The sequence below is a fragment of the Subtercola boreus genome, assembly GCF_006716115.1.
Taxonomy (GTDB): Bacteria; Actinomycetota; Actinomycetes; order Actinomycetales; family Microbacteriaceae; genus Subtercola; species Subtercola boreus.
In genome coordinates this window covers 2,078,348-2,099,346 of the sequence record NZ_VFOO01000001.1, presented here as the reverse complement: position 1 = coordinate 2,099,346, position 20,999 = coordinate 2,078,348, and the positions used below count along the sequence as shown (strand labels likewise).

21 protein-coding genes are annotated in these 20,999 nt (G+C 69.2%); 8 read left to right on the top strand and 13 right to left on the bottom strand.

Translation table 11 applies throughout. From position 1 onward, the window contains the following. Positions 1-37: 37 nt before the first annotated feature. On the top strand, positions 38-835 hold the full coding sequence (locus FB464_RS20425) for a maltokinase N-terminal cap-like domain-containing protein (protein WP_116414034.1): 798 nt from the start codon (positions 38-40) through the stop codon (positions 833-835). Positions 836-842: 7 nt separating this feature from the next. Here the strand turns inward: FB464_RS20425 and FB464_RS09780 are convergent, their stop codons facing one another. The 12 genes from FB464_RS09780 to FB464_RS09725 all read right to left on the bottom strand — a co-directional run bounded on the left by FB464_RS09780 (position 843) and on the right by FB464_RS09725 (position 13,130). After that, on the bottom strand, positions 843-1,859 hold the full coding sequence (locus FB464_RS09780) for an iron-siderophore ABC transporter substrate-binding protein (protein ID WP_116414035.1): 1,017 nt from the start codon (positions 1,857-1,859) through the stop codon (positions 843-845). Between the two features lie 80 nt (positions 1,860-1,939). Further along, positions 1,940-2,719 carry an ABC transporter ATP-binding protein gene (locus FB464_RS09775; RefSeq protein ID WP_425472445.1) on the bottom strand — a complete coding sequence of 260 codons (780 nt, stop codon included), beginning with the start codon at positions 2,717-2,719 and terminating at the stop codon, positions 1,940-1,942. Between the two features lie 22 nt (positions 2,720-2,741). After that, complete coding sequence (locus FB464_RS09770) at positions 2,742-3,836, bottom strand: FecCD family ABC transporter permease (RefSeq protein WP_246093002.1); 1,095 nt, start codon at positions 3,834-3,836, stop codon at positions 2,742-2,744. Beyond that, the gene (locus tag FB464_RS09765; RefSeq protein ID WP_116414037.1) at positions 3,833-4,888 is read right to left on the bottom strand and encodes a FecCD family ABC transporter permease; all 1,056 of its coding nucleotides are present in this window, start codon (positions 4,886-4,888) and stop codon (positions 3,833-3,835) included. The genes FB464_RS09770 and FB464_RS09765 overlap by 4 nt, the downstream gene beginning before the upstream one ends. Positions 4,889-4,935: 47 nt before the next feature. Continuing rightward, entirely contained in the window at positions 4,936-5,919 is a 984-nt protein-coding gene (locus tag FB464_RS09760; RefSeq protein ID WP_116414038.1) for a beta-ketoacyl-ACP synthase III, read from the bottom strand. A 79-nt stretch (positions 5,920-5,998) separates the two neighbouring features. Beyond that, positions 5,999-7,240: an acyl-CoA dehydrogenase family protein gene (locus FB464_RS09755; RefSeq protein WP_116414039.1), complete on the bottom strand. Its 1,242-nt coding sequence runs from the start codon at positions 7,238-7,240 to the stop codon at positions 5,999-6,001. Between the two features lie 72 nt (positions 7,241-7,312). Further along, positions 7,313-8,263, bottom strand: a complete 951-nt coding sequence (locus FB464_RS09750; protein ID WP_116414040.1) for a ferritin-like domain-containing protein — start codon at positions 8,261-8,263, stop codon at positions 7,313-7,315. 59 nt (positions 8,264-8,322) lie between these two features. Further along, positions 8,323-9,648 carry an LPXTG cell wall anchor domain-containing protein gene (locus tag FB464_RS09745; RefSeq protein ID WP_116414041.1) on the bottom strand — a complete coding sequence of 442 codons (1,326 nt, stop codon included), beginning with the start codon at positions 9,646-9,648 and terminating at the stop codon, positions 8,323-8,325. A 152-nt stretch (positions 9,649-9,800) separates the two neighbouring features. Next, positions 9,801-10,667 carry an ABC transporter permease gene (locus tag FB464_RS09740; protein WP_116414042.1) on the bottom strand — a complete coding sequence of 289 codons (867 nt, stop codon included), beginning with the start codon at positions 10,665-10,667 and terminating at the stop codon, positions 9,801-9,803. Further along, positions 10,664-11,602, bottom strand: coding sequence for an ATP-binding cassette domain-containing protein (locus FB464_RS09735; protein WP_116414043.1), 939 nt, complete (start codon positions 11,600-11,602; stop codon positions 10,664-10,666). The genes FB464_RS09740 and FB464_RS09735 overlap by 4 nt, the downstream gene beginning before the upstream one ends. Positions 11,603-11,708: 106 nt before the next feature. After that, on the bottom strand, positions 11,709-12,554 hold the full coding sequence (locus FB464_RS09730; protein WP_116414044.1) for a DUF4097 family beta strand repeat-containing protein: 846 nt from the start codon (positions 12,552-12,554) through the stop codon (positions 11,709-11,711). A 78-nt stretch (positions 12,555-12,632) separates the two neighbouring features. Continuing rightward, on the bottom strand, positions 12,633-13,130 hold the full coding sequence (locus tag FB464_RS09725; RefSeq protein WP_116414045.1) for a histidine kinase: 498 nt from the start codon (positions 13,128-13,130) through the stop codon (positions 12,633-12,635). A gap of 145 nt (positions 13,131-13,275) precedes the next feature. On the opposite strand from FB464_RS09725, the gene FB464_RS09720 reads away from it, so the two are divergent. The 7 genes from FB464_RS09720 (at position 13,276) to FB464_RS09690 (ending at position 20,023) form a co-directional block, all read left to right on the top strand. Next, positions 13,276-13,551 carry a hypothetical protein gene (locus FB464_RS09720; protein ID WP_246093001.1) on the top strand — a complete coding sequence of 92 codons (276 nt, stop codon included), beginning with the start codon at positions 13,276-13,278 and terminating at the stop codon, positions 13,549-13,551. An 88-nt stretch (positions 13,552-13,639) separates the two neighbouring features. Beyond that, a complete protein-coding gene (gene leuC, locus FB464_RS09715; protein WP_116414046.1) occupies positions 13,640-15,091 on the top strand; it encodes a 3-isopropylmalate dehydratase large subunit in 1,452 nt (483 codons plus the stop codon). A 3-nt stretch (positions 15,092-15,094) separates the two neighbouring features. Continuing rightward, positions 15,095-15,691, top strand: coding sequence for a 3-isopropylmalate dehydratase small subunit (gene leuD, locus FB464_RS09710; RefSeq protein WP_116414047.1), 597 nt, complete (start codon positions 15,095-15,097; stop codon positions 15,689-15,691). Between the two features lie 13 nt (positions 15,692-15,704). Beyond that, positions 15,705-17,093, top strand: coding sequence for a UDP-N-acetylglucosamine 1-carboxyvinyltransferase (murA, locus tag FB464_RS09705; protein ID WP_116414048.1), 1,389 nt, complete (start codon positions 15,705-15,707; stop codon positions 17,091-17,093). A 2-nt stretch (positions 17,094-17,095) separates the two neighbouring features. After that, a complete protein-coding gene (locus FB464_RS09700; RefSeq protein ID WP_116414049.1) occupies positions 17,096-17,881 on the top strand; it encodes a lysophospholipid acyltransferase family protein in 786 nt (261 codons plus the stop codon). Between the two features lie 59 nt (positions 17,882-17,940). Continuing rightward, positions 17,941-19,032, top strand: a complete 1,092-nt coding sequence (locus FB464_RS09695) for an NAD(P)H-dependent glycerol-3-phosphate dehydrogenase (RefSeq protein WP_116416476.1) — start codon at positions 17,941-17,943, stop codon at positions 19,030-19,032. Then, the gene (locus FB464_RS09690) at positions 18,935-20,023 is read left to right on the top strand and encodes a D-alanine--D-alanine ligase family protein (protein WP_116414050.1); all 1,089 of its coding nucleotides are present in this window, start codon (positions 18,935-18,937) and stop codon (positions 20,021-20,023) included. Before FB464_RS09695 ends, FB464_RS09690 begins: the two co-directional genes overlap by 98 nt. A 133-nt stretch (positions 20,024-20,156) precedes the next feature. Here FB464_RS09690 and FB464_RS09685 read toward each other — a convergent pair whose 3' ends face one another. Continuing rightward, positions 20,157-20,990 carry an aldo/keto reductase gene (locus FB464_RS09685; RefSeq protein WP_116414051.1) on the bottom strand — a complete coding sequence of 278 codons (834 nt, stop codon included), beginning with the start codon at positions 20,988-20,990 and terminating at the stop codon, positions 20,157-20,159. Positions 20,991-20,999: the final 9 nt, after the last annotated feature.

The following is a 20,999-nucleotide window of genomic DNA, read 5'->3' as shown; positions in this document are numbered from 1 at the left end:
GGATGACCGCGCCGGGCCGAGAGCCTACGATCGGGTCATGGCTCTTCTCCACAAAGCAGTACTGACCCCCTCGAAGCTTGAGCTGTTGCAGGAGTGGGTTCCGGCCCAGCCGTGGTTCACGGCGGCTGACACGGATGGGGCAGGCGGGCCGGATGTCCCGGACGGTGCCCTCGAACAGGTCGGGTCGTACCGGTTCGACGACCCCGCGGGCGAGGTCGGCATCGAGACGATGCTGCTGCGGGTGCCGGCCGGGTCGGGAGTCGAAGGCCCGGTGCTGCAGGTTCCCGTGACGTACCGCGCCGAGCCGCTCGACGGGGCCGGGGACTGGCTGGTCGGCACCGTGGAGCACTCCGTGCTCGGCACGCGCTGGGTCTATGACGCGTGCGGCGACCCGGTCTATGCGGCGGTGCTCGGAACGGTCATCCTGGGTGGCGGGAGCCACGTCGAACAGCACTGGGTCATCGACGGCGAGATGGTGCCGAAACCGCTCGACACGCTGGTCGAGGGGACCGGCGGAAGTGCGGTGCTGGGCGGGGAGGTGGCCTCGGGCGGTGCCGGCGGTGCCGACGGTGCGGGCGGTGCCGGCGGTGCACCCGGTGTGGCCGCGATCTCCTCTGTCGAGACGGGCCCGGAGTCGACGCTCATCCGCGCCGGTGGGATCGTGCTCGAGGTGCTGCGCCGGGTGACCGGCGACGGCACGCTAACGCCCGAGGAGGCGGCTTCCGCCGCACGGGCCGACACGTCCGCAGCGGTCGCGGGCATGAGCGCCCTCCTGCTGGGGCGCTGGCCCGGCGAGCCGGAGCCGCGGCTGCTCGCCAGCGCCAGCCGCGGCTGACCGGCCGCTACTTGGCTGCGGCCGCCGCCAGCAGCGGCACGAGCTGGTCGAGCACCACCGGGATGCTCAGCACGCTCGCCGCGCTGTACGCGGTGGCGAGCTCCGAGGTCGGGTCGAGCACGATCGCCCGGCCATCCTGAACCACCGGCAGGCTGGCGAGCAGCGGATCGGCCGACGTCTCTGCAGCGGTGAACCCGATGGGCAGGGCGACCATCACGTCGGCGTCGAGCGCGGCGACGTTCTCGACCGAGACGGCGGCGTAGAACGCACCGGCGCCGAGGGCGGTCACAGCCGGCGCGCTGACGAAGCCGAGGTCGGCGAGGATGTCGAAGCGACCGTCTCCGGGCAGGTAGGCGCCGTACGCCTCACCGAACTTGGCGGCGGAGACCGCGGTCTTGCCGGCGAAACCCGGGTTAGCGGCGGCGGCCGCAGCGATGTCGGCCTTGGTCGAGCTGACCAGCGACGCACCCTGGTCGGCGAGGCCGAGAGCGTCGGAGATCGAGGTGAGCTGCGTGGCCCAGTCCGTGGCGAAGGCGCCGGTGCCTGTCGGGGCGTAGACGGTGGGGGCGATCTCGCTGAGGCGCTTGTAGGTCTCCTCGTCGTTGTCGCTCCGCACGTTCAGGATGACGTCGGGGTCGAGCGACGCGATCTGCTCGTAGTTGAGCGTCTCGCCGCCGCCGAGCTGCGTCGGGGTGACGTCGCCGAAGAGCGACGAGGCCCACGGGCCGACGCCCTTGGTGTCTTCGGTGAAACCCTGCCAGGCGTAGACGCCGACCGGCTTGACGCCGAGCGCCAGCGCCATCTCGGCATCCGACCAGCCGAGGGCGACGACCTTCAGGTCGCCGGCGGTGGCGGGCTGCGGGACCTCGACCGTGCCGAACATGGTGTCGACGGTGCCGAGGGTTCCGGATGCTGCGGACGAGGCCGGCTCGCCGGTGGCGCCCGAGGCGCAACCGGTGAAGGCGAGGAGGGCCGCCGCAGTTGCGGCTACGACGGCGGAGGTGCGGAGGAGACGGGGGCGCATGACTGCTCTCTCGATCGGGTACAGGGATTTATCTTAGGTTAGCCTATCCAAACCGAGAGAACCTGGCGAGGCCCGTCCCGTCACCGCGAGAGCAGCGGAATCACCAGCGGCGTCCCGGATTCCGGGTCGTCGATGATCCGGCAGCGGAGCCCGAAGACATGCTCGACCAGCTCGGCCGTGACGATGTCGCGGGGCGCGCCTTCCGCGACGACGCGGCCCTCCTTCATCGCCACCAGATGCGTCGCGTACCGCGCCGCCTGGTTGAGGTCGTGCAGCACCGCCACGAGGGAGTGTCCTGACTCCCGGTTGAGCCGAGCGAACAGGTCGAGCAGCTCCACCTGGTGGGCGATGTCGAGGAAGGTGGTCGGTTCATCCAGCAGCAGGAGGGGGGTCTCCTGGGCGAGCGCCATCGCCACCCAGACCCGCTGCCGCTGGCCGCCGGAGAGCTCGTCGACCGTGCGCTCGCTGAGCTCGGTGACATTCGTCGCCGCCATCGCCCGCGCGACGGCGCTCTCGTCGTCCGTCGACCACTGCCGCAGCAGCGACTGGTGCGGGAACCGCCCACGCGACACGAGGTCGAGCACGGTGATTCCGTCGGGCGCGATGGATGTCTGCGGCAGCAGTCCGACGCGCCGGGCGACCTCCTTCGAGGGGTACGTCGAGATGTCGCGCCCGTCGAGCACGACACTGCCGCCTGTCGGCGTGAGCACCCGCGCGAGGGAGCGCAGCAAAGTCGACTTGCCACAGGCGTTCGGTCCGACGATCACGGTGAACGAGTCATCCGGGATCTCGATGTCGAGCTCGTGGATGATCGTGCGCCTGTCGTAGCCGACCCGGAGGTTCCGGCCGGCGAGCCGCACGGCATTCTCGGCAGGGGTCACGTCAGGCCTTCCGGGACTGCGCCGCGAGCAGCGCGATCAGGTAGATGCCGCCGATGATCACCGTGATGATCCCGACGGGCAGCTGGGTGGGCGCGATCACACGCTGGGCGATCACGTCGCTGCCGAGCATCAGCGCGGCGCCGAGCAGGGCCGACGGCAGGAGGGCCGTGCCGGGGGAGCGGGTGAGGCGGCGGGCGATCTGCGGGGCGGCGAGGGCCACGAACGAGATGGGCCCGGCCGCGGCCGTGACGACGGCCACCAGCGCCACGCCCACGAGCAGCAGCACGAGCCGCGTGGGTTCGGCCCGCACACCGAGGCCGATCGCGGCATCGTCGCCGAGTTCGAGGGTGTGCAGTCGCTGCGAGTACATCGCGAGCACCGGCACGAGCACGACGATCGTGCCGAGCACCGGGAGCACGTCGTTCCAGGTCGAGAGGTCGAAGGATCCGGTCGCCCAGGTCGCCGCCGAGATCGCGCTGTTCACATCGACCGAGATGATGAACCAGCCGTTCAGCGCCACGAGGAAGGCGCTCACCGCGATGCCGATCACGATCAGCCGGAAGCCCTGCACGCCGTTCCGGAAGCTCAGGAAGTACACGACGGCAGCGGTCGCGACCCCGCCGACGAACGCGCCGATCGACGTGGCCACATAATTGCCGCCGATCACGAACATGACGATGAGCGCACCCGTGTACGCGCCGTGCGAGAAACCGAGGATGTCGGGGCTCCCGAGCGGGTTGCGGGTCAGCGACTGGAAGATCGCCCCCGACAGAGCGAGGGCGGCCCCGGCGAGGATGGCCAGCACGATCCGGGGTGCCCGCCACTCGAGCACGATGCGCTGGATGCTCGCCGAACCGTGCCCGGTGAACACCGCGAAGACGTCGCCGGGTGCGATCGGGAACTCGCCGAGCGTCACAGCGAGCACCGCCAGCGCGAGCGTGAAGACCGTGAGGGCGCCCACCACCCAGACCGTGCGGGTGCGGATCCGGATGCTCAGCCGACCACCCGCGAGCCGCACGACGTGCAGCCCCTTCACCGCGGCGAGGGTCTGCGGCGTCGCGCGTACAGCCGTGTCGCTCGAATCCACCTTCGTCACAGCCCCTTCACCGCCTTCCGGCCACGCATCAGCACGATCAGCAGCGGCGCTCCGACGAACGCGGTGACCAGCCCGACGGGCACTTCGCTCGCGACCAGCAGGCGCCCGATCATGTCGGCGGTGAGGAAGATGATCGGTGCGATGACCGCCGCGAACGGCAGGATCCAGCGCTGGTCGGGCCCGACGATCCGCCGTGCCACGAAGGCGGCCATCAGCCCGAGGAACGAGATGGGGCCGGCCGCCGCCGTGGCCGCGCCGCACAGCACCGTCACGGCGGCGAAGCCGATGATCCGGGTGCGGAGCAGGTTCGCGCCGAGCGACTTCGCGAGGTCGTCGCCGAGCACCGACGCGTTCAGCGACCGGCCGAGCGAGAGCGCCACGGCAGTGCCGACGAGGATGAAGGGCAGCACGCCCCACACGATGTCCCACTGCCGGCCCTGCAGCGAACCCGCCGACCAGAACCGGATCGCGTCGAACGTGTCGGGGTTCTGCAACGTGATCCCCACGCTGATGCCGTTCAGGAGGTACGACACCGAGACGCCCACGAGCACGAGCCGGGCCGGGTCGGCCCCCGACCGCCCGCGACCGCCGATCGCGTACACCCCGGCCGTGACGATGATCGCCCCGGCGAACGACCACCAGACGTAGTTCGAGATCCCGGCGACGCCGGCGTAGGTGATCGCCACGACGACGGCGATGTAGGCTCCGGCGTTCACCCCGAGGAGGCCCGGGTCGGCCAGGGGATTGCGGGTGATCGCCTGCATCAGCGCCCCGCCGAGGCCGAGCGCGGCGCCCACCAGGAGGGCCAGCAGCATCCGGGGCACCCTGAAACTGTTGACGAGCAGAGCGGTGGTGTCGCTGCCGCCCTCGGTGAGCGCCTTCCAGACCGCGGCCGGTGCGAGGTTTCCCGACCCGACGAAGAGGCTGAGCCCGGCGAGCAGCGCCAGAAGCACGAGCAGGGCGAGCAGGATGACCGTGCGGCGGCTCGCGGTGGCCGCCAGCGCCGGGCGCGGCGGCGCCTTCGCGGGCGCGTTCGGCAGGGTCGTCACCATGGTAAGCCTCACCTTACCCGCTGGGGCCCGGGGGCTCCTGTGTGGCGTCAGGGCAGGCGGAAGACGATCCCGGCGTAGGTCAGGCCCGCACCGAAACCGACCGACAGCACGAGGTTCCCCGACGTCAGCGTGCCGGCTTCCCGCATCCGCGCGACGGCGATCGGGATGGATGCCGACGAGGTGTTGCCGGTGGTGACGATGTCATCGGCCACGATCAGGTCGTCGCGCGCCCCGGCGTCCTTCACGCGGGTGGCGATCGCCTCCACGATCCGGAGGTTCGCCTGGTGGGTGACCAGCGCGTCGATCTCGCCGAGCGCGACTCCGGATGCCTCGGCTGCCCTGATGGCGACCGGAGCGATCGCGGTCGACGCCCAGCGGAAGACCGACTGGCCCTCCTGGAAGATGAACGAGTCGCGGTCCTTCACATGGATCGTCGAGACCAGCTTCTCGGCGGATCCCCACGCCACGACGCCGATCTCGTCGACCTCGCTCGCGGTGACGATCGCCGCTCCCGCGCCGTCGCCGAAGATGATCGCGTTGCCGCGGTCGGTCGGGTCGACCCAGTCGGTGAGCTTCTCGGCGCCGATCAGCAGCACGGTCTTCGCCGCGCCGCTCCGGATGACGCTCGACGCGACCCCGAGCCCGTAGCAGAACCCGGCGCAGGCCGCATTGATGTCGAAGGAGCCGGGAGCCTCGATGCCGAGGCCGGCAGCGACCTGCGTCGCGGCGTGCGGGATCTGCGAGGGCATCGTGCAGGTGGCGACGATGACCGTGTCGATGTCCGAGGGCTGCAGTCCGGCATCCGCGAGGGCCATGCGGCCGGCCTTCACGGCCATCGACACCACGGTCTCGTCGGGGCCCGCGAAGCGCCGCTCCCGGATGCCGACCCGGCGGGTGATCCACTCGTCGTTGGTGTCGAGGGTCTGGGAGAGATCATCGTTCGTGATGACGCGTGAACCGCGGTCGTAGCCGAACCCTGCGATCCGGGCACCGGGGGAGGTGGGGGCGGGAACGATCTGGGCTGTGCTCATCGGATGCTGGCTCCTCCTACGTTGAACTGCTTCGTCAACGATAACGAGATTCGCGCGCGCCGCTGCAGGATGCCGCCGGTCAGGCGAAAGCGGACAGGCCTGTGATGGAGCGGCCGATCAGCAGGGCCTGGATCGTCTCGGTGCCCTCGTAGGTGTGCAGGGACTCGAGGTCGGCGAGGTGGCGCGCGACAGAGTGCTTCAGCAGAATGCCGTTGCCGCCGAGCAGGTCGCGCGCATTCGAGGCGATCGCGCGGGCGGTGCGGGTGCTGGTGTACTTCGCGAGACTGGCCTGGGTCGCGGTGAGGGCGCCACGGGCATCCAGAGCCGTCGCCTGGAAGCAGTACAGCTGGATCGTGGCGAGCTCGCTCAGCATGCGGGCAAGCCGTTCCTGCACGATCTGCGACGCACCGAGGGGCCGGCCGAACTGCACCCGCTGGGCGGCGTAGTGCACGGCGGCCTCGTAGCAGGCGGTCGCATGCCCGAGGGCGGCCCAGGAGACCGAGAGGCGGGTGGCCTGGATGGACCGTGCCGTCTCGCGGAACGAGGTCGCCCCGGGCAGCAGCGCTTCGGCCGGTACGAACACGTCGTGCAACACGATGTGCGTCTGCCAGATCGCGCGGAGCGAGGCCTTCTGTTCGATCACGGTCGCGGTGTAGCCGGGGGCCGCCTGGTCGACGAGGAAGCCGCGGACCGCACCGTCGGCGGTGCGCGCCCAGACGATGGTGAGGCCCCCGAGCGAGCCGTTGCCGATCCACTTCTTCTCACCGTTCAGGAGGTAGCCGGGGGTACCGCCCGCGGCGCCGCCCGCGGTCGTTGCAGTCGCGGTGCTCTCGAGGGCCACCGAGTCCGAGCCGTGGGCCGGTTCTGTGAGCGCGAACGCCCCGAACTCGGTGGCGCGGGCGAGCGGTTCGAGCCAGCGTTCCTTCTGCCCGGCCGAGCCGAACGCGGCGATGGAGCGGAGCGCGAGCCCGCCCTGCACGCCGATGAAGGCCCCGAGCGAGCCGTCGCCGCGGTTGATCTCGAGGCTCACGAGCCCGGCGGCGAGCTTCGACATCGGCGGGAAGCCGGCGACGTCGCTGCCCTCCCGCAGCAGGTCTAGCTCGCCGAGCCGGCGGGCCAGGTGGGCGGGGAACTCGGCGCGGTCCCAGTAGTCGTCGATGACCGGCAGAACCTCGCCCTCGACGAAGGTGCGTGCGCGGGCGGCGTAGTCCCGGTCTTCGGCGGGGATGCCCTCGAACAGGCCGAGCGGATCGGTGTCGAGCGGGCTGCTGAGCTCGTACTCGGGCTCCGCGCTGCCGGCGTGGGTGGGTCGTTCTGACACGGGATGCTCCCTTTCGCGAAAGAAGGGCCCCCGCCATGAGGCGAGGACCCTTCTTCAGTGTGAGGCTACGGACTACGCAGCGCCACCACTGGTGTTCAGCGCACCGTTGACACCCGACGGGAAGAAGCCGCCCTTGGTGACGGCCTTCGGGTTCAGGTAGGCGATGTTCAGCACCTGGCCGGGCGTACGGCTGAAGGTGATGCCGTTCGCGTCGGTCGGAACCAGGTTCGCCTTGCCGTTGACCGTGATGCCCTGGTCGAGGCTGGTCGAGCCGTCGAGGCTGTCGCGTGCTGCCGAGATCTTGTTGACCGTGTCGATGACCGACGGGGTCTCGACGCCGATGCGGTAGAGGCTCGAGCGCACGATTCCGGCGTGGTACGCCTCGACCGAGAGGATGCCCGCGGCAGCTTCGAGGTACGTCTTGTTCGTGACGAGGGCGGCTGCACCCTTGTACGCGGTGACTCCGACGTCTTCGAAGATGAAGGCACCGATGAGGAAGCTGACCTCGTCTGCGTAGGGGTCGAAGGTCTGGCCCTGCTTGATCACGCCGGCCGCGACGGCGGCCGAGGTGAACGCGTCCGAGATGTTGATCGCGGGGCGCGACACAGCAGCGGAACCGAGCGCGGCACGGAGGAACGCGACGTGCGCACGCTCATCGGCCGCGATCTCCTCGGCGTAGGCCTTGATCGCGGGGGTCGCGAACTTGACCTGCTTGCCACCGGTGACGGAGCCGACGGCCTGCTTGCCACCGACGAGGCTGGCGGGCAGGCCCGCACCGGTCACAGCGTGCAGGTAGAACTCGGCCTCGAGGTACTCGAGGTTGAGGGCGAAGTTCAGGATCGAACCGTCGCTGATGCCGGCAGCCGAGACGGCGGGGGCGGCGACCGCACCGGCGGCCGGGGCGAGAACGGCGGCGCCGATGCCGGCGGCACCGATCCCGGCGGCGGCGAGCAGCTTGCGGCGGTCGAGCTTGGTCTCAGCGCTGCGGTTGATGGCGTTGGTGATGAATTTCTCGTCGAACATGTGGAACTCCAAACGGTGTGGAAGAAGAAAAGAGAAGAGGTGTTGTGACGCGGTTCGGGTTACGCGTTCGCCTTGCGACGGAAGGCGAAGACCACGCCGGCACCGACGAGCAGGAAGCCACCGGCGAGGGCGCCGATACCTGTTGCGTCAAGACCGGTGTTGGCCAGTCCGCCGGTTCCGCTGCCCGATCCGCCGTTACCGCTGCCGCCACCGTTTGCCGGGGTGGTCGGAGTCGGTGTCGGGGTGGGGGTGGGCGTCGGGTCGGCGACGACTGTGAACGTCCCCGTGGCCACGCGGGCCGATCGGTCGCCGGTCAGGGCCACGCTGTAGTCGCCGACAGGAGCGTTGGCGGCGAGGATGATCGCACCCTTCGCGCTGCCGTCCGTCGCCTCAGCGAAGAGCTGGGCTGCGGTGTCGGCTCCGGGGAGCACGACGACGGCGCCCGTCGGGTCGGTGATCACCAGGGTGAGCGACTCGGCGGGGCTGAAGCCGGTCGCGGTGAACGCGATGCCGGTGGCTGCGGTGTCGGAGACGGTGGTCGACGTCGGGTCGAGTGTGAGGCTCAGCGGGATGAGCGGCACCGGGGCAGTCGCGAAGTAGAAGACGATGGCCTGGCGGTCTGCTCCGGGGAGCTCGTTGCCGTCGGCATCCGTCTGGTACGTGAGAACGCGCACGCCGTCGGTGTCGACCGTTCCGCCGCCGGGCTCGAGGTCGCTGAAGTCGGTGGTGATCGACCAGGTCTTGTCGAGCTTCACGATGGTCGTGCCGGCGCTGTCCTGGTTGCCCGCGCGACCCGTGTACTGGATCTCGACGGTGGCACCGGGTGTGCCGGTTCCCTCGAACACCGGAGTGGCGGTGTCGACCGTGCTCAGCTGCTCGGGCGAGGTGACCGTGAACGGGTCGCCGGGCACGGGCGCGTCCTTGAAGGTGAAGGAGTAGGCCGGGAGGGTCTCGACGACCGTTCCCGCTTCGTCGTCCTTCAACTCCTTGACTGTGACGCTGACCAGGGTCTGGCCCGGCGCGAGGGCGCCGAAGTTCGCGATCGCAGTCCAGTTGCCGTCGCCGTCGGCCTGCACGCCGCCGAAGATGGCGGGGGTGTCTGCGGTTCCGTCTGCTGCGGTGTAGTAGACCTGCACGGTGTCACCGGCGTCGAGGTTGGTGCCGGCGAAGCCGGTGAGGCCGGGACCGGCCTGCGCGACATCCGTGTCGCCTGCGGCGGGGGCTGTGACGCTGAACTCACCCGCAGCGAAGGCCGCCGGGGCGAGAGCGAGCGACGGGACGACAGCAAAGGCTGCTGCGGCGCCGAAGATGGCCAGTCTTTTCGCGAGACCGCGCGAAGCCGCTGGGCGGCTTGTGGCGCGTTCAGGTAGGGAAATACCGTGCATGGGTGCTCCTGAAATGGAATTGACAAAGGAAGAGCGCCCCCTGCGACGGCGACATCGAGATGAAGCTATCCGACGAACGGTGTTTTTGTCACCTGTATTTCCGAATGTTAATCTTTTCGGACTGCCAGCTGTTTTTCAGGTATAAGCATTGTTCACCGCACCGATCTCCTCTCGTAGAGCGCCCGCGACCAGATGTATCCGGCGACCGCGAGCACCACACACCAGCCGAGCGACAGCGGCAGAGTCATCCCGGGTTCGGTGCCGCCGAGCAGCGCCCGCAGGCCCTCCGTGAACGGGGTGAAGGGCTGTAGCTCGGCGACGACGCGGAGCCCCTCGGGCAGGGAGGCCGTCGGCACGAATCCACTGCCGAGAAGGGGGAGGAAGGTGAGCACGAGCGGGAGGTTGCTCGCCGTCTCGACCGATCTCGCCTGCATCCCCATCGCGACGCCGAGCCAGCTCACCGAGAACGCGACCAGGGTGACCAGCCCGATGACCGCCAGCCAGCCGAGCGGCGAGGCGCCGGGCCGGAACCCGATCAACAGCCCGACGCCCAGAACGAGAAGAGCCGCGAGCACCCCCTGGAGGGTGTTGCCGAGCACGTGACCGGCGAGCACGGCCGCCCGCGAGATGGCCATGGTGCGGAACCGGGCCGTGATGCCGTCGGCCAGGTCCATCGAGACAGTGGTGGCCGTGCCGCCCGCCGTGCCAGCGATCGTCACGATGAGGATGCCCGGCATCACGTAGGCCAGGTAGGCGTCGCGCCCTCCTGCCCCGTCGACGGCGTCCCCGCTCCCGGCACCCGGGAGGCCCGCGCCGAGGGTTCCGCCCAGAACGAAGACGAACAACAACAGCAGCACGACGGGTCCGAGGATCGTGAAGAGCGAGAGGCCGGGGTACCGCACCATGTGCAGGAGGTTCCGCTGCAGCATCGTGACGGAGTCGGCGATGACATGCGAGCGGTGAGGCGGCCGCGCGGGGCGCGGGGAACGAGAAGGGGCGGAGCGATCGAGTGTCGTCATGAGGAGACCTCCTGGGTGAGGGCGAAGAACACGTCGTCGAGATCGGGGGTGTGGATGGTGAGGTCGTCGACGACGATGCCGGCCCCGTCCAGCCGGGTGAGCAGGTGCCGCAGGGTGGACACGCTCCCGTCACCCTCGGCGAGCGGCACGTCGAGCGCCAGAGCGGTGTCGCCCCGTGACGCGCCCCCGAGCATCCGGTGCGCTGCATCGAGCGACCGGGTGTCGCCGAACTGCAACCGGATGTGGCCGCCGGGCACGCGACGTTTCAGCTCGTCGGGCGTGCCGTCGGCGACGACCCGGCCCCCGTCGAGCACCACGACGCGGTCGGCCAGCTCGTCGGCCTCGTCGAGGTACTGCGTGGTCAGCAGGACGGACGTGCCGGCGTCGACCAGGTCCCGCACCGCGTTCCAGAGGGTGCGTCTGCTGCTCGGATCGAGCCCGGTGGTCGGTTCGTCGAGAACGATCACCTCGGGGGTGCGCACCAGTGTCATCGCAAGATCGAGACGGCGCTGCATGCCGCCGGAGTAGGTCGAGAGGGGCTTCCGGGCCGCGTCGACGAGGTCGAACTGCTCGAGCAACTCCTCGACGCGCGCCGCCCCGCGCCGCCGGCCGAGGTGTGAGAGCCGGGCCATCAGGCGCAGGTTCTCCTCGCCGGTGAGGAGCTTGTCGACGGCCGAGAACTGGCCGGTCAGCCCGATCGCCGCACGCACTCCGTCGGGGTCGCCCTGCACGTCGCATCCGGCCACCCTCGCCATGCCGGCGTCGGCCTTTCGGAGCGTGGAGAGGATCTGCACGGTCGTCGTCTTGCCCGCGCCGTTCGGGCCGATGAGGGCGGTGACCGAGCCGGCCGGCACGGTGAAGTCGATCCGGTCGAGTACGGTGGCGGTTCCGTAGCGTTTGGTGAGGTCGCGCACCTCGATCGCTGCAGGGGTCATGAGTGTCGTCCTTTCTGGATGGGGGCGGTCGGGCTTGATGGGGCGGTCGGGCTGGATGGGGCGGTCGGGTGTGAGGTCGGCCAGCGTGCTGTCAGGCGGCGCTCTGTCAGCCCGCGCGCCGCACCGTGATGTCGCCGAACTGGGTGCGGGCCCGCACCGCAACGGAGGGTTCCGCCGGGTCGGGTGCGCCGTCGCCGTCGAGTCCGTTGCGCACGTGACCCTCCTTCGACGCCAGGTCGAGCCAGGCGGGTACCCCGGGGCGCACGCCGACCTCGACCTGCCCGTACCCGCTCTGCAGCTGGATGTCGCCCCGGGAGACCTCGTCGATGCGGATGCTCCCGTAAGCGGTCTTCGCTGAGACGGAGGCGAGGGCGTGCGTGATCTCGAGGTCTCCGTAGGAGAGCTTCGCGTCGACGTCGCCGGCCGATTCGCCCACGCGGATGCTGCCGTGGGAGGCCTTCAGCGTGGCGTCTCCCGCGACGACGCCGACCCGGATCTGCCCGTGGTCGGCCGTGATGTCGATCGAGCCGGTCGCCCGGCCGACGCTCGCCGTGCCGTGGCCGGCGCGCATCCAGAGGTCTGCAATCTGTTCGAGCTCGACGGTGCCCATCGAGCTCTTGATGCGCGTGGCGCCGAGTGCACCCGTGGTGCGCACGCCACCGACGGCGATCTCGGCCGTGACCCGGGAGGTCGCGGGGAGTTCGATGCGGAGGTCGACCGACTCGGTCGGGCCGATCCAGCTGAGCCGGGGGCGCGGGCCGACGACGGTGAGGCGGCGGCCGTCGAACTCGACGGTGGTCTGCTCGGCTCCCCGCACGTCGACGGCCCTGTCGGGGTTCGAGGGGGTGACGGTGACTGCGGTGTCGGCGCGCTCGGAGGCGATGATGTCGATCGCCCCGACCTGGAGGTCGATGGCGAGGTCGAGAGGTTCGGGGGTGGGGAAAGTGGGCATGCTGGCGCCTGCCTTTCTGCTTGTGAGGTGTGTTGTGGGGGGTGAGTGGTCGGGGTGCTGCCAGCGGTGTGCCGCGGGTCAGCGGGCCCAACCGGCGAAGCTGTCGCCGGTTCGCAGTGTCTTCTGCGCCGATCGTCGCTGCCGGGGTTGCAGGGCGTCGGCGACGGCGCGCACCAGCCAGGTGTTGACCGAGACGCCGTCGGCGGCCGCTGCGTCGTCGACCTGCGACTTCAGGGCGTCGGGCAGCCGGAGCGTGGTGCGAGAACTGGAGGTGTCGGAGAGGTCTGCGGTGGGGAGTGGTGTCACATCGACACCCCGCTCGTCGGCTTCGGGCAGTGGGCGGGTGACCACGAAGTCGACGTCGCGCCCTCGCAGGCGCAGGTCGACCGAGCCCGGGGCGAGGTCTCGCGTGATCTCGCTCGCGGCGGCCGACAGCACGTCGAGCAGCACCAGGCGTGCGGCGGCATCGATCCCGGAGACGAGCCGTTCGGCCGCCTCCCGGGTGTCGTCGGAGGCGTTCTGGGCCGCGCCGAGCAGTCGCTCCTGCAGGTCGCTGACGTAGTGGCTGAGTTCCATAGCACTACTGTGACACCACGGTGGTGTCATGTCAAGTACTTTTGGCGCCATCCGATGTCGGGCGATTGTGTTGGCGAGTCTCCGCCCACCGACCTAGACTCGATCAATCGAACATATGTTCGAGTGTGGCGGGAGGGAGAACGTGATGCAGGTCGGCGAAGTGGTGGCCGTCTGGCTGAAGGAGGGCCGGCCGAACCGTCTCGTCTGGGGGTCGCGCCGCTTCCGGGTGACGGACTCCCCGACCCGGCTCGGCGACGACCTTCCCGAGTCCTTCCTCGACGCGCTCGCTTTCACGCACCCGCCGCGGCTTTCGGTCGGCTGGCGCTTCCAGGCCACCGCCGACGACGGCGAGGCGCGGATGTTCGACATCCGGTGGGACGACCACCGCCTGGTCTGGCAGTTGCTCAGAACCTTCGACTGACGGCGAGACTGGTCGGGCCCGCCGGGAATCAATTCGGGGGTGCGCGGTTAGAATGAGCGGATAGATTGCCGCATTCGAAGGTGGAAGCATGTCAGAAACCAGGGGCCTGACCCTCGCAGAGAAAGTCTGGGACGACCATCTGGTCGTCAAGGGTGAGGATGGCGCGCCCGACCTCCTCTACATCGACCTCCACCTCGTGCACGAAGTGACGAGCCCGCAGGCCTTCGACGGCCTCCGGCTCGCCGGCCGCCCCGTGCGGCGGCCCGACCTCACGATCGCCACGGAAGACCACAACACGCCCACCCTCGGGATCAACAAGCCGATCTCCGACCTCACGAGCCGCACCCAGATCGACACGCTCCGCAACAACGCGAAGGAGTTCGGTGTGCGCCTGCACTCGCTCGGCGACGTCGAGCAGGGCATCGTTCACGTCGTCGGCCCGCAGCTCGGACTGACCATGCCGGGCATCACTGTCGTCTGCGGCGACTCGCACACCTCCACCCACGGCGCGTTCGGCGCCATGGCGTTCGGTATCGGCACGAGCGAGGTCGAGCATGTGCTCGCCACCCAGACCCTGCCGCTGAAGGCCTTCAAGACCATGGCGATCACGGTAGAGGGCACGCTCCGCCCGGGCGTCACGGCAAAGGACATCATCCTCGCGGTCATCGCGAAGATCGGCACCGGCGGCGGACAGGGCTACGTGCTCGAATACCGGGGGTCGGCCATCCGGAGCCTCTCGATGGAGGGTCGGATGACCATCTGCAACATGTCCATCGAGGCCGGTGCGCGGGCGGGTATGGTCGCACCCGACCAGACCACGTTCGACTACCTCCAGGGTCGTCCGCACGCTCCCGCCGGAGCCGACTGGGACGAAGCCGTCGCGTACTGGAAGACGCTCGAGACCGACGACGATGCGGTGTTCGACGCCGAGGTCTTCCTCGACGCCGACACGCTGGAGCCGTTCGTGACCTGGGGCACGAACCCCGGCCAGGGCGTCTCGCTCAGCGAGAACGTGCCCGACCCGTCGACCATCATCGATGCGAACGAACGGTCGAACGCCGAGCGGGCGCTCGAATACATGGCTCTCACCGCCAACACCCCGATGAAGGACATCGCGGTCGACGCGGTCTTCATGGGGTCGTGCACGAACAGTCGCATCGAGGACCTGCGGGCATTCGCCTCGGTCATCAAGGGCCAGAAAAAGGCCGACAACGTGCGAGTGATGGTGGTCCCGGGTTCCGCCCGGGTGCGCATCGAGGCCGAAGCCGAGGGCATCGACAAGATCGTCGAGGAGTTCGGTGCGGAATGGCGCTTCGCCGGGTGCTCGATGTGCCTCGGCATGAATCCCGACCAGCTCGCGCCGGGCGAGAGGTGTGCCTCCACCTCCAACCGCAACTTCGAGGGCCGCCAAGGCAAGGGCGGGCGCACGCACCTGGTGTCGCCGCTCGTCGCCGCAGCCACCGCGATCCGCGGCACGCTGTCGAGCCCGTGGGACCTCGTCGAGGCTCCCGAACTCACCACAGCAGCGAAGGCGGTCTAGACGATGGAAGCCGTATCGGTCATCACCGGGGTCGGGGCGCCGCTGAAGCGCTCGAACGTCGACACCGACCAGATCATCCCCGCCGTCTTCCTGAAACGGGTCACCAAGACCGGCTTCGAGGATGCCCTCTTCTCCGGCTGGCGGCAGGACCCGGAATTCGTTCTGAACCAGCCCGTGTTCGCCGGGGCGAAGGTGCTCGTCGCCGGTCCCGACTTCGGCACCGGCTCCTCGCGGGAGCACGCCGTCTGGGCGCTCCGCGACTTCGGTTTCGCGGCCGTGCTGAGCTCGCGCTTCGGTGACATCTTCCGCGGCAACTCGGGCAAGCAGGGGCTTCTCGCAGCCCAGCTCACCGAGGCTGACATCGAGTCGGTCTGGGCCGCGATCGACGAGCAGCCGGGCCGCGACGTCACCGTCGACCTGCTGGCGAAGACCGTGACGGTCGGGTCGCTCACAGTCCCCTTCGACATCGATGACTACACTCGATGGAGGCTGCTCGAAGGTCTCGACGACATCGGGCTCACTCTGCGAAGCGAAGCGGAGATCACAGATTTCGAGAGTCGCCGGCAGAGCTGGCGACCGAAGACCCTCCCAGTGAAGTAGGCAGCACCCTTATATGAATTCTCTTCTCCAAGACGCCCAGCTCGTTCTCGACGCACAGAAGGCGGCGGCCCACGTGGGACTTCTCTCCGACACGATCATCGTGCACGGCGGTCGTCCGCTCCGGGGCCGGATCGATGTGCGCGGGGCGAAGAACCTCGTCACGAAGGCCATGGTCGCGGCCCTCCTCGGCGACACCAAGAGCGTTCTCCGCGACGTGCCCGACATCAGCGACGTGCACGTCGTGTCGCGCCTCCTCGAGATCCACGGCGTCGAGATCACGGGCAGCCCCGAGTCCGGCACCCTTGTGCTCGACCCGGCCAACGTGGCCATCGCCCAGAGCGCCGAGATCGATGCGCTCTCGGGCTCGTCGCGCATCCCGATCCTGTTCTGCGGCCCGCTGCTGCACCGTCTCGGCCACGCCTTCATCCCCGACCTCGGCGGCTGCCGCATCGGCGACCGTCCGATCGACTTCCACCTCGACGCGCTCCGCTCGTTCGGCGCCGTCGTCGAGAAGCTGCCGAGCGGCATCAACATCACCGCTCCCCACGGGTTGAAGGGCGCGAACATCGAGCTGCCCTACCCGAGCGTCGGTGCGACCGAGCAGGTGCTGCTCACGGCCGTGCGCGCGCTCGGTACCACCGAGCTGAAGAACGCGGCCATCGAGCCCGAGATCATGGACCTGATCGCGGTGCTGCAGAAGATGGGCGCGATCATCTCGATCGAGCCGAACCGCGTCATCCTGATCGAGGGCGTCGAGAAGCTGAAGGGCTACGACCACCGCGCGCTGTTCGACCGCAACGAGGCCGCGAGCTGGGCATCGGCCGCCCTCGCCACCAAGGGCGACATCTTCTGCGTCGGCGCGAAGCAGCAGGAGATGATGACCTTCCTGAACGTCTTCCGCAAGATCGGCGGCGACTTCGACATCGAAGAGGACGGCATCCGCTTCTTCCACCCGGGCGGCGACCTCAAGCCCGTCGTGATCGAGACCGATGTGCACCCCGGGTTCATGACCGACTGGCAGCAGCCGCTGATCGTCGCGCTGACCCAGGCGATCGGCACGTCGATCGTGCACGAGACCGTCTACGAGAACCGGTTCGGCTTCACCGACGCCCTCGTCGAGATGGGCGCCGACATCGAGGTGCACAAGAACGGCCTCGAAGGCGGCAATCGCCGTGTTCCCCGTCGTGCTCTCGAGCAGGCCGCGGTCATCACCGGCCCGACGAAGCTGCACGGCGCCGACATCGAGGTCCCCGACCTCCGAGGCGGCTTCAGCCACCTCATCGCAGCTCTCACGGCCCAGGGCACCTCGCGCGTCTCGAACGTCGGTCTGATCAGCCGCGGCTACGGAGACTTCACCGGCAAGCTCAAGAAGCTGGGAGCCGACTTCTCCTTCGAGGCGTAGGCATGGCTCGCTCCGAGCGTTCGGGCGGTGCGGGCGGTTCGAACCGTTCGGGCGGTTCGGCTCGTTCGGAGAAGAACCTCACCTTCCGGCTGCTGGCGGCCCCGGTCATCCCGGTGGTCGCCCTGCTCGCGAAGCTCGAGGTTCAAGATGCCCAGAAGCTCCCGCGCGAGGGAGCTTTCGTGCTGACGCCGAACCACTACAGCGACATCGACCCGGTCATGATCGGCTGGTCGGTGTGGCGTCTCGGGCGCGTGCCGCGGTTCCTCGCCAAGGCATCGCTGTTCGAGGTGCCGGTACTCGGCGCAGCACTTCGGGCGATCAAACAGGTGCCCGTCGAGCGATCGGGCCGTACACACGGCAACAATCCGCTCACTGCGGCCAACGCGTTGACCGCCGAGGGTGAGGGTGTCATCGTCTATCCCGAGGGTACGCTGACGCGCGATCCCGACCTCTGGCCGATGCGCGGCAAGAGCGGTGCGGTGCGGATCGCCCTCGAGAACGGACTGCCGGTCATCCCGGTCGCCCACTGGGGAACCCAGGCGGTGCTGCCGCGCTGGAGCAAGAAGATCAGCGTGTTCCCTCGGAAGACCGTGCACATCAAGTACGGCGACGAGGTCGACCTGGCCAGGTTCCGGGGTGCCCCGCTCACCCAGTCGGCGCTCGCTGAGGCGACGGCGCTCGTGATGGATGCCATCACCCGCCTCCTCGAAGATCTCCGCGGCGAGAAGGCGCCGGCCGAGCGCTGGAACCCCGCCGAGCACGACCAGACCGAATTCGGACGACTGTGAGTCCCCCCTTCGGGCGGCGGAAGCCGCCGATCGTCGTTCCGCCCGTGCCGCAGGTCACCATCCTCGGGGCCGGCAGCTGGGGAACGACGTTCTCAAAGATCCTCGCCGACGGCGGTGCCGACGTCACGCTCTGGGCCCGGCGTCCGGAGCTTGCGCGGGAGATCAGCCTGGCCAAGCGCAACAGCGACTACCTCCCCGGCATCAACCTGCCGCCGAGCATCCGGGCAACGTCGTCGCTCGAGGAGGCCGTCGGCGAGTCGGCGTTCGTCTTCGTGTCGATCCCGAGTCAGTCGCTGCGGTCGAACCTCGCCGCGCTCGCGCCGCTGATCGGGCCGGAGACGGTCGTGATCAGCCTGATGAAGGGTGTCGAGAAGGGCACCGGCCTCCGCATGAGCGAGGTGCTGGAGCAGGGCCTCGGCATCGACCGCGACCGGCTGGCCGTCGCATCCGGACCCAACCTGGCGCTCGAGATCGCCAAAGAGCAGCCGACAGCCGCCGTCATCTCGTCGGCATCGCTCGCCACGGCCGAAGCCGTCGCGAAGGTGGCCACGAACCGCTACTTCCGTTCATTCGTCAACACCGACGTCATCGGCACCGAGTTCGGCGGCGTGCTGAAGAACCTCATCGCGGTGGCGATCGGGATCGTCGACGGCGTGGGCTACGGCGAGAACACGAAGGCCTCGATCCTGACCCGCGGGCTCGCCGAGATGACCGACTTCGCTGTCGCCTATGGCGCTGTGCCCGAAACGATGTCGGGGCTCGCAGGGCTCGGCGACCTCATCGCCACCTCGTCGTCGCCGCTGTCGCGGAACAACACCGCGGGGCGCCTCCTCGGCCAGGGCTACAGCTTCACCGACGTGGTCGCGCGCATGCAGCAGACCGCCGAAGGGCTCGCCTCCGTCGCGCCGATCCTCACGCTGGCGGCCGCGCGGGGCGTCGACATGCCCATCGTGCAGCAGGTCAGCCAGGTGCTTGCCGGTACGCTGAACCCTCGGGACATCGCTCCCCACCTCACAACCGATTCACTCGAACCCCAGGGCGAAAGGCCGATCGATGGCAGAAAAAACCGTGGTGGCCCTTCTCTTCGGCGGCCGTTCCAGCGAACACTCGATCAGCTGCGCAACGGCGGGCGGGGTGCTGGAGGCCATTGACCGCTCGCTCTACACGGTGATCCCGATCGGCATCACCCGTGACGGGGCGTTCGTGCTCGAAGACGACGACGCGGCGAAGTTCACGCTCGACGCATCGGCCATGCCTTCCGTTGTCGACAACGGCACACGGGTGCAGTGGCCGGCGTCGGCTCTGTCGCGCGAACTGACGGTTCTGGATGCCGCGGGCTCCGCTCGCTCGCTCGGCGACGTCGACGTGGTGTTCCCGATCCTGCACGGGCCGTGGGGCGAGGACGGCACCGTCCAGGGCCTGCTCGAACTCGTCTCGCTGCCCTATGTCGGTGCAGGGGTGCTCGCGTCGTCGCTCGGTATGGACAAGCACTTCACCAAGACCGTGCTCGCGGCCTCCGGGATCGCGGTCGCGCCGTGGCAGACGGTGACGGCCGGGGCCTGGGCGTCGTCGCCGTCGGCGGTGCAGGATGCCGCGGCCGCCGCGCTCGCGCTGCCGGTCTTCGTCAAGCCCGCGCGGGCCGGCTCGTCGGTCGGTGTGAGCAAGGTCAAGGACTGGTCTGCGTTCGCGTCTGCCATGGAGGTCGCGCTCGCCGAGGACGACCGGGTGCTCGTCGAGGAGGGCATCGTGGGGCGCGAGGTGGAGTGCGGCGTGCTCGGCTCCCTCGGCGGTGCGGCCCCCCGGGCATCCGTCGCCGGCGAGGTCGTGATGACCGACCGCGAGTTCTACGACTTCGACGCCAAGTACCTCGGCGCAGCCGGAATCGAGCTGGTCTGCCCGGCCGTGCTGACGGACGCCGAGCTGGCCGAGATGCAGGAGCTCGCCGTGCGGGCGTTCACAGCCATCGGCTGCGCGGGGCTCGCCCGGGTCGACTTCTTCCTGACGCCGACAGGTTTCGTGGTGAACGAGGTCAACACGATGCCGGGCTTCACCCCGATCTCGATGTTCCCCGCCTGCTGGATCGCCACGGGCCTCACCTACCCGGCCCTGATCACCCACCTCCTGACCCTGGCCCTGGAGTAGCCCCCCTAAAACCCCATCGAGTGGGCGATTTGGGCCCTAAATCTCAGATTTTGGGGCCCAAATCGCCCACTCGATTGCGTTCAGGGGGCCGCGGGAGGGGCGGGGACGGGACGGGAGGGGCGGGACGGGCGGGTCAGGCGGGGATGTAGTTGAACTCGTCGGGGTTCGGGCCCGTGCGCTCGTCGCGGTTCAGAGCGGTGAGTGCCGTGAGGTCGGCATCCGAGAGTTCGAAGTCGAAGAGAGCGAAGTTCTCCTCGACGCGGGTGCGCGTCACCGACTTCGGGAAGACGATGTCGCCCCGCTGGATGTGCCAGCGCAGGGTGACCTGGGCGGGCGACTTTCCGAGGCGGTCGGCGATGGCCACGATGGCGGGGTCGTCGAGCACCTTGCCCTGGGCGATGGGTGACCAGGCCTCGGTCGCAATGCCGTGCTCGGCGCCGAACGCTCGGAGAGCATCCTGCGTCAGGTACGGGTGCACCTCGATCTGGTTGACGGCAGGCACAATGTCGGCCTCGTCGAACAGGCGCTGCAGGTGGTGCTGCTGGAAGTTCGAGACACCGATCGCCTTGGCGCGGCCCGAGGCGAGGATCTCCTCCATCGCCTTCCACGTCTCGAGGTAGTCGCCGACCTTCGGCAGCGGCCAGTGGATGAGGAACAGGTCGAGGTAGTCGAAACCGAGCGCCTCCAGGGTGCCGTCGAATGCCTTCAGCGCGGCATCCCGCTCGTGGAAGCCGTTGTTGAGCTTGCTCGTCACGAAGATGTCCTCGCGCGCGAGGCCCGACGCGGCCACGGCCTGCCCGACCTCCTTCTCGTTGCCGTACATCTCCGCCGTGTCGATGTGGCGGTAGCCGACCTCGAGAGCGGCGAGCGTGGCCTCCTTCGTGTCGGCCGGGTCGATCTGGAAGACGCCGAAACCCAGCTGCGGGATCTCGATGCCGTTGTTCAGGGTCACTGTGGGAACTGTCATACCCCCAAC

What these genes read in the sequence shown, in the direction of transcription:
- FB464_RS09690 (WP_116414050.1), top strand. Translation starts at nt 18,935, where the DNA reads ATGGCAGAAAAAACCGTGGTGGCCCTTCTCTTCGGCGGCCGTTCCAGC.
- FB464_RS09730 (WP_116414044.1), bottom strand. Translation starts at nt 12,554, where the DNA reads ATGCCCACTTTCCCCACCCCCGAACCTCTCGACCTCGCCATCGACCTC.
- FB464_RS09685 (WP_116414051.1), bottom strand. Translation starts at nt 20,990, where the DNA reads ATGACAGTTCCCACAGTGACCCTGAACAACGGCATCGAGATCCCGCAG.
- murA (WP_116414048.1), top strand. Translation starts at nt 15,705, where the DNA reads ATGAATTCTCTTCTCCAAGACGCCCAGCTCGTTCTCGACGCACAGAAG.
- FB464_RS09725 (WP_116414045.1), bottom strand. Translation starts at nt 13,130, where the DNA reads ATGGAACTCAGCCACTACGTCAGCGACCTGCAGGAGCGACTGCTCGGC.
- FB464_RS09735 (WP_116414043.1), bottom strand. Translation starts at nt 11,602, where the DNA reads ATGACCCCTGCAGCGATCGAGGTGCGCGACCTCACCAAACGCTACGGA.
- FB464_RS09740 (WP_116414042.1), bottom strand. Translation starts at nt 10,667, where the DNA reads ATGACGACACTCGATCGCTCCGCCCCTTCTCGTTCCCCGCGCCCCGCG.
- leuC (WP_116414046.1), top strand. Translation starts at nt 13,640, where the DNA reads ATGTCAGAAACCAGGGGCCTGACCCTCGCAGAGAAAGTCTGGGACGAC.
- leuD (WP_116414047.1), top strand. Translation starts at nt 15,095, where the DNA reads ATGGAAGCCGTATCGGTCATCACCGGGGTCGGGGCGCCGCTGAAGCGC.
- FB464_RS09780 (WP_116414035.1), bottom strand. Translation starts at nt 1,859, where the DNA reads ATGCGCCCCCGTCTCCTCCGCACCTCCGCCGTCGTAGCCGCAACTGCG.
- FB464_RS20425 (WP_116414034.1), top strand. Translation starts at nt 38, where the DNA reads ATGGCTCTTCTCCACAAAGCAGTACTGACCCCCTCGAAGCTTGAGCTG.
- FB464_RS09720 (WP_246093001.1), top strand. Translation starts at nt 13,276, where the DNA reads ATGCAGGTCGGCGAAGTGGTGGCCGTCTGGCTGAAGGAGGGCCGGCCG.
- FB464_RS09750 (WP_116414040.1), bottom strand. Translation starts at nt 8,263, where the DNA reads ATGTTCGACGAGAAATTCATCACCAACGCCATCAACCGCAGCGCTGAG.
- FB464_RS09700 (WP_116414049.1), top strand. Translation starts at nt 17,096, where the DNA reads ATGGCTCGCTCCGAGCGTTCGGGCGGTGCGGGCGGTTCGAACCGTTCG.
- FB464_RS09765 (WP_116414037.1), bottom strand. Translation starts at nt 4,888, where the DNA reads ATGGTGACGACCCTGCCGAACGCGCCCGCGAAGGCGCCGCCGCGCCCG.
- FB464_RS09745 (WP_116414041.1), bottom strand. Translation starts at nt 9,648, where the DNA reads ATGCACGGTATTTCCCTACCTGAACGCGCCACAAGCCGCCCAGCGGCT.
- FB464_RS09760 (WP_116414038.1), bottom strand. Translation starts at nt 5,919, where the DNA reads ATGAGCACAGCCCAGATCGTTCCCGCCCCCACCTCCCCCGGTGCCCGG.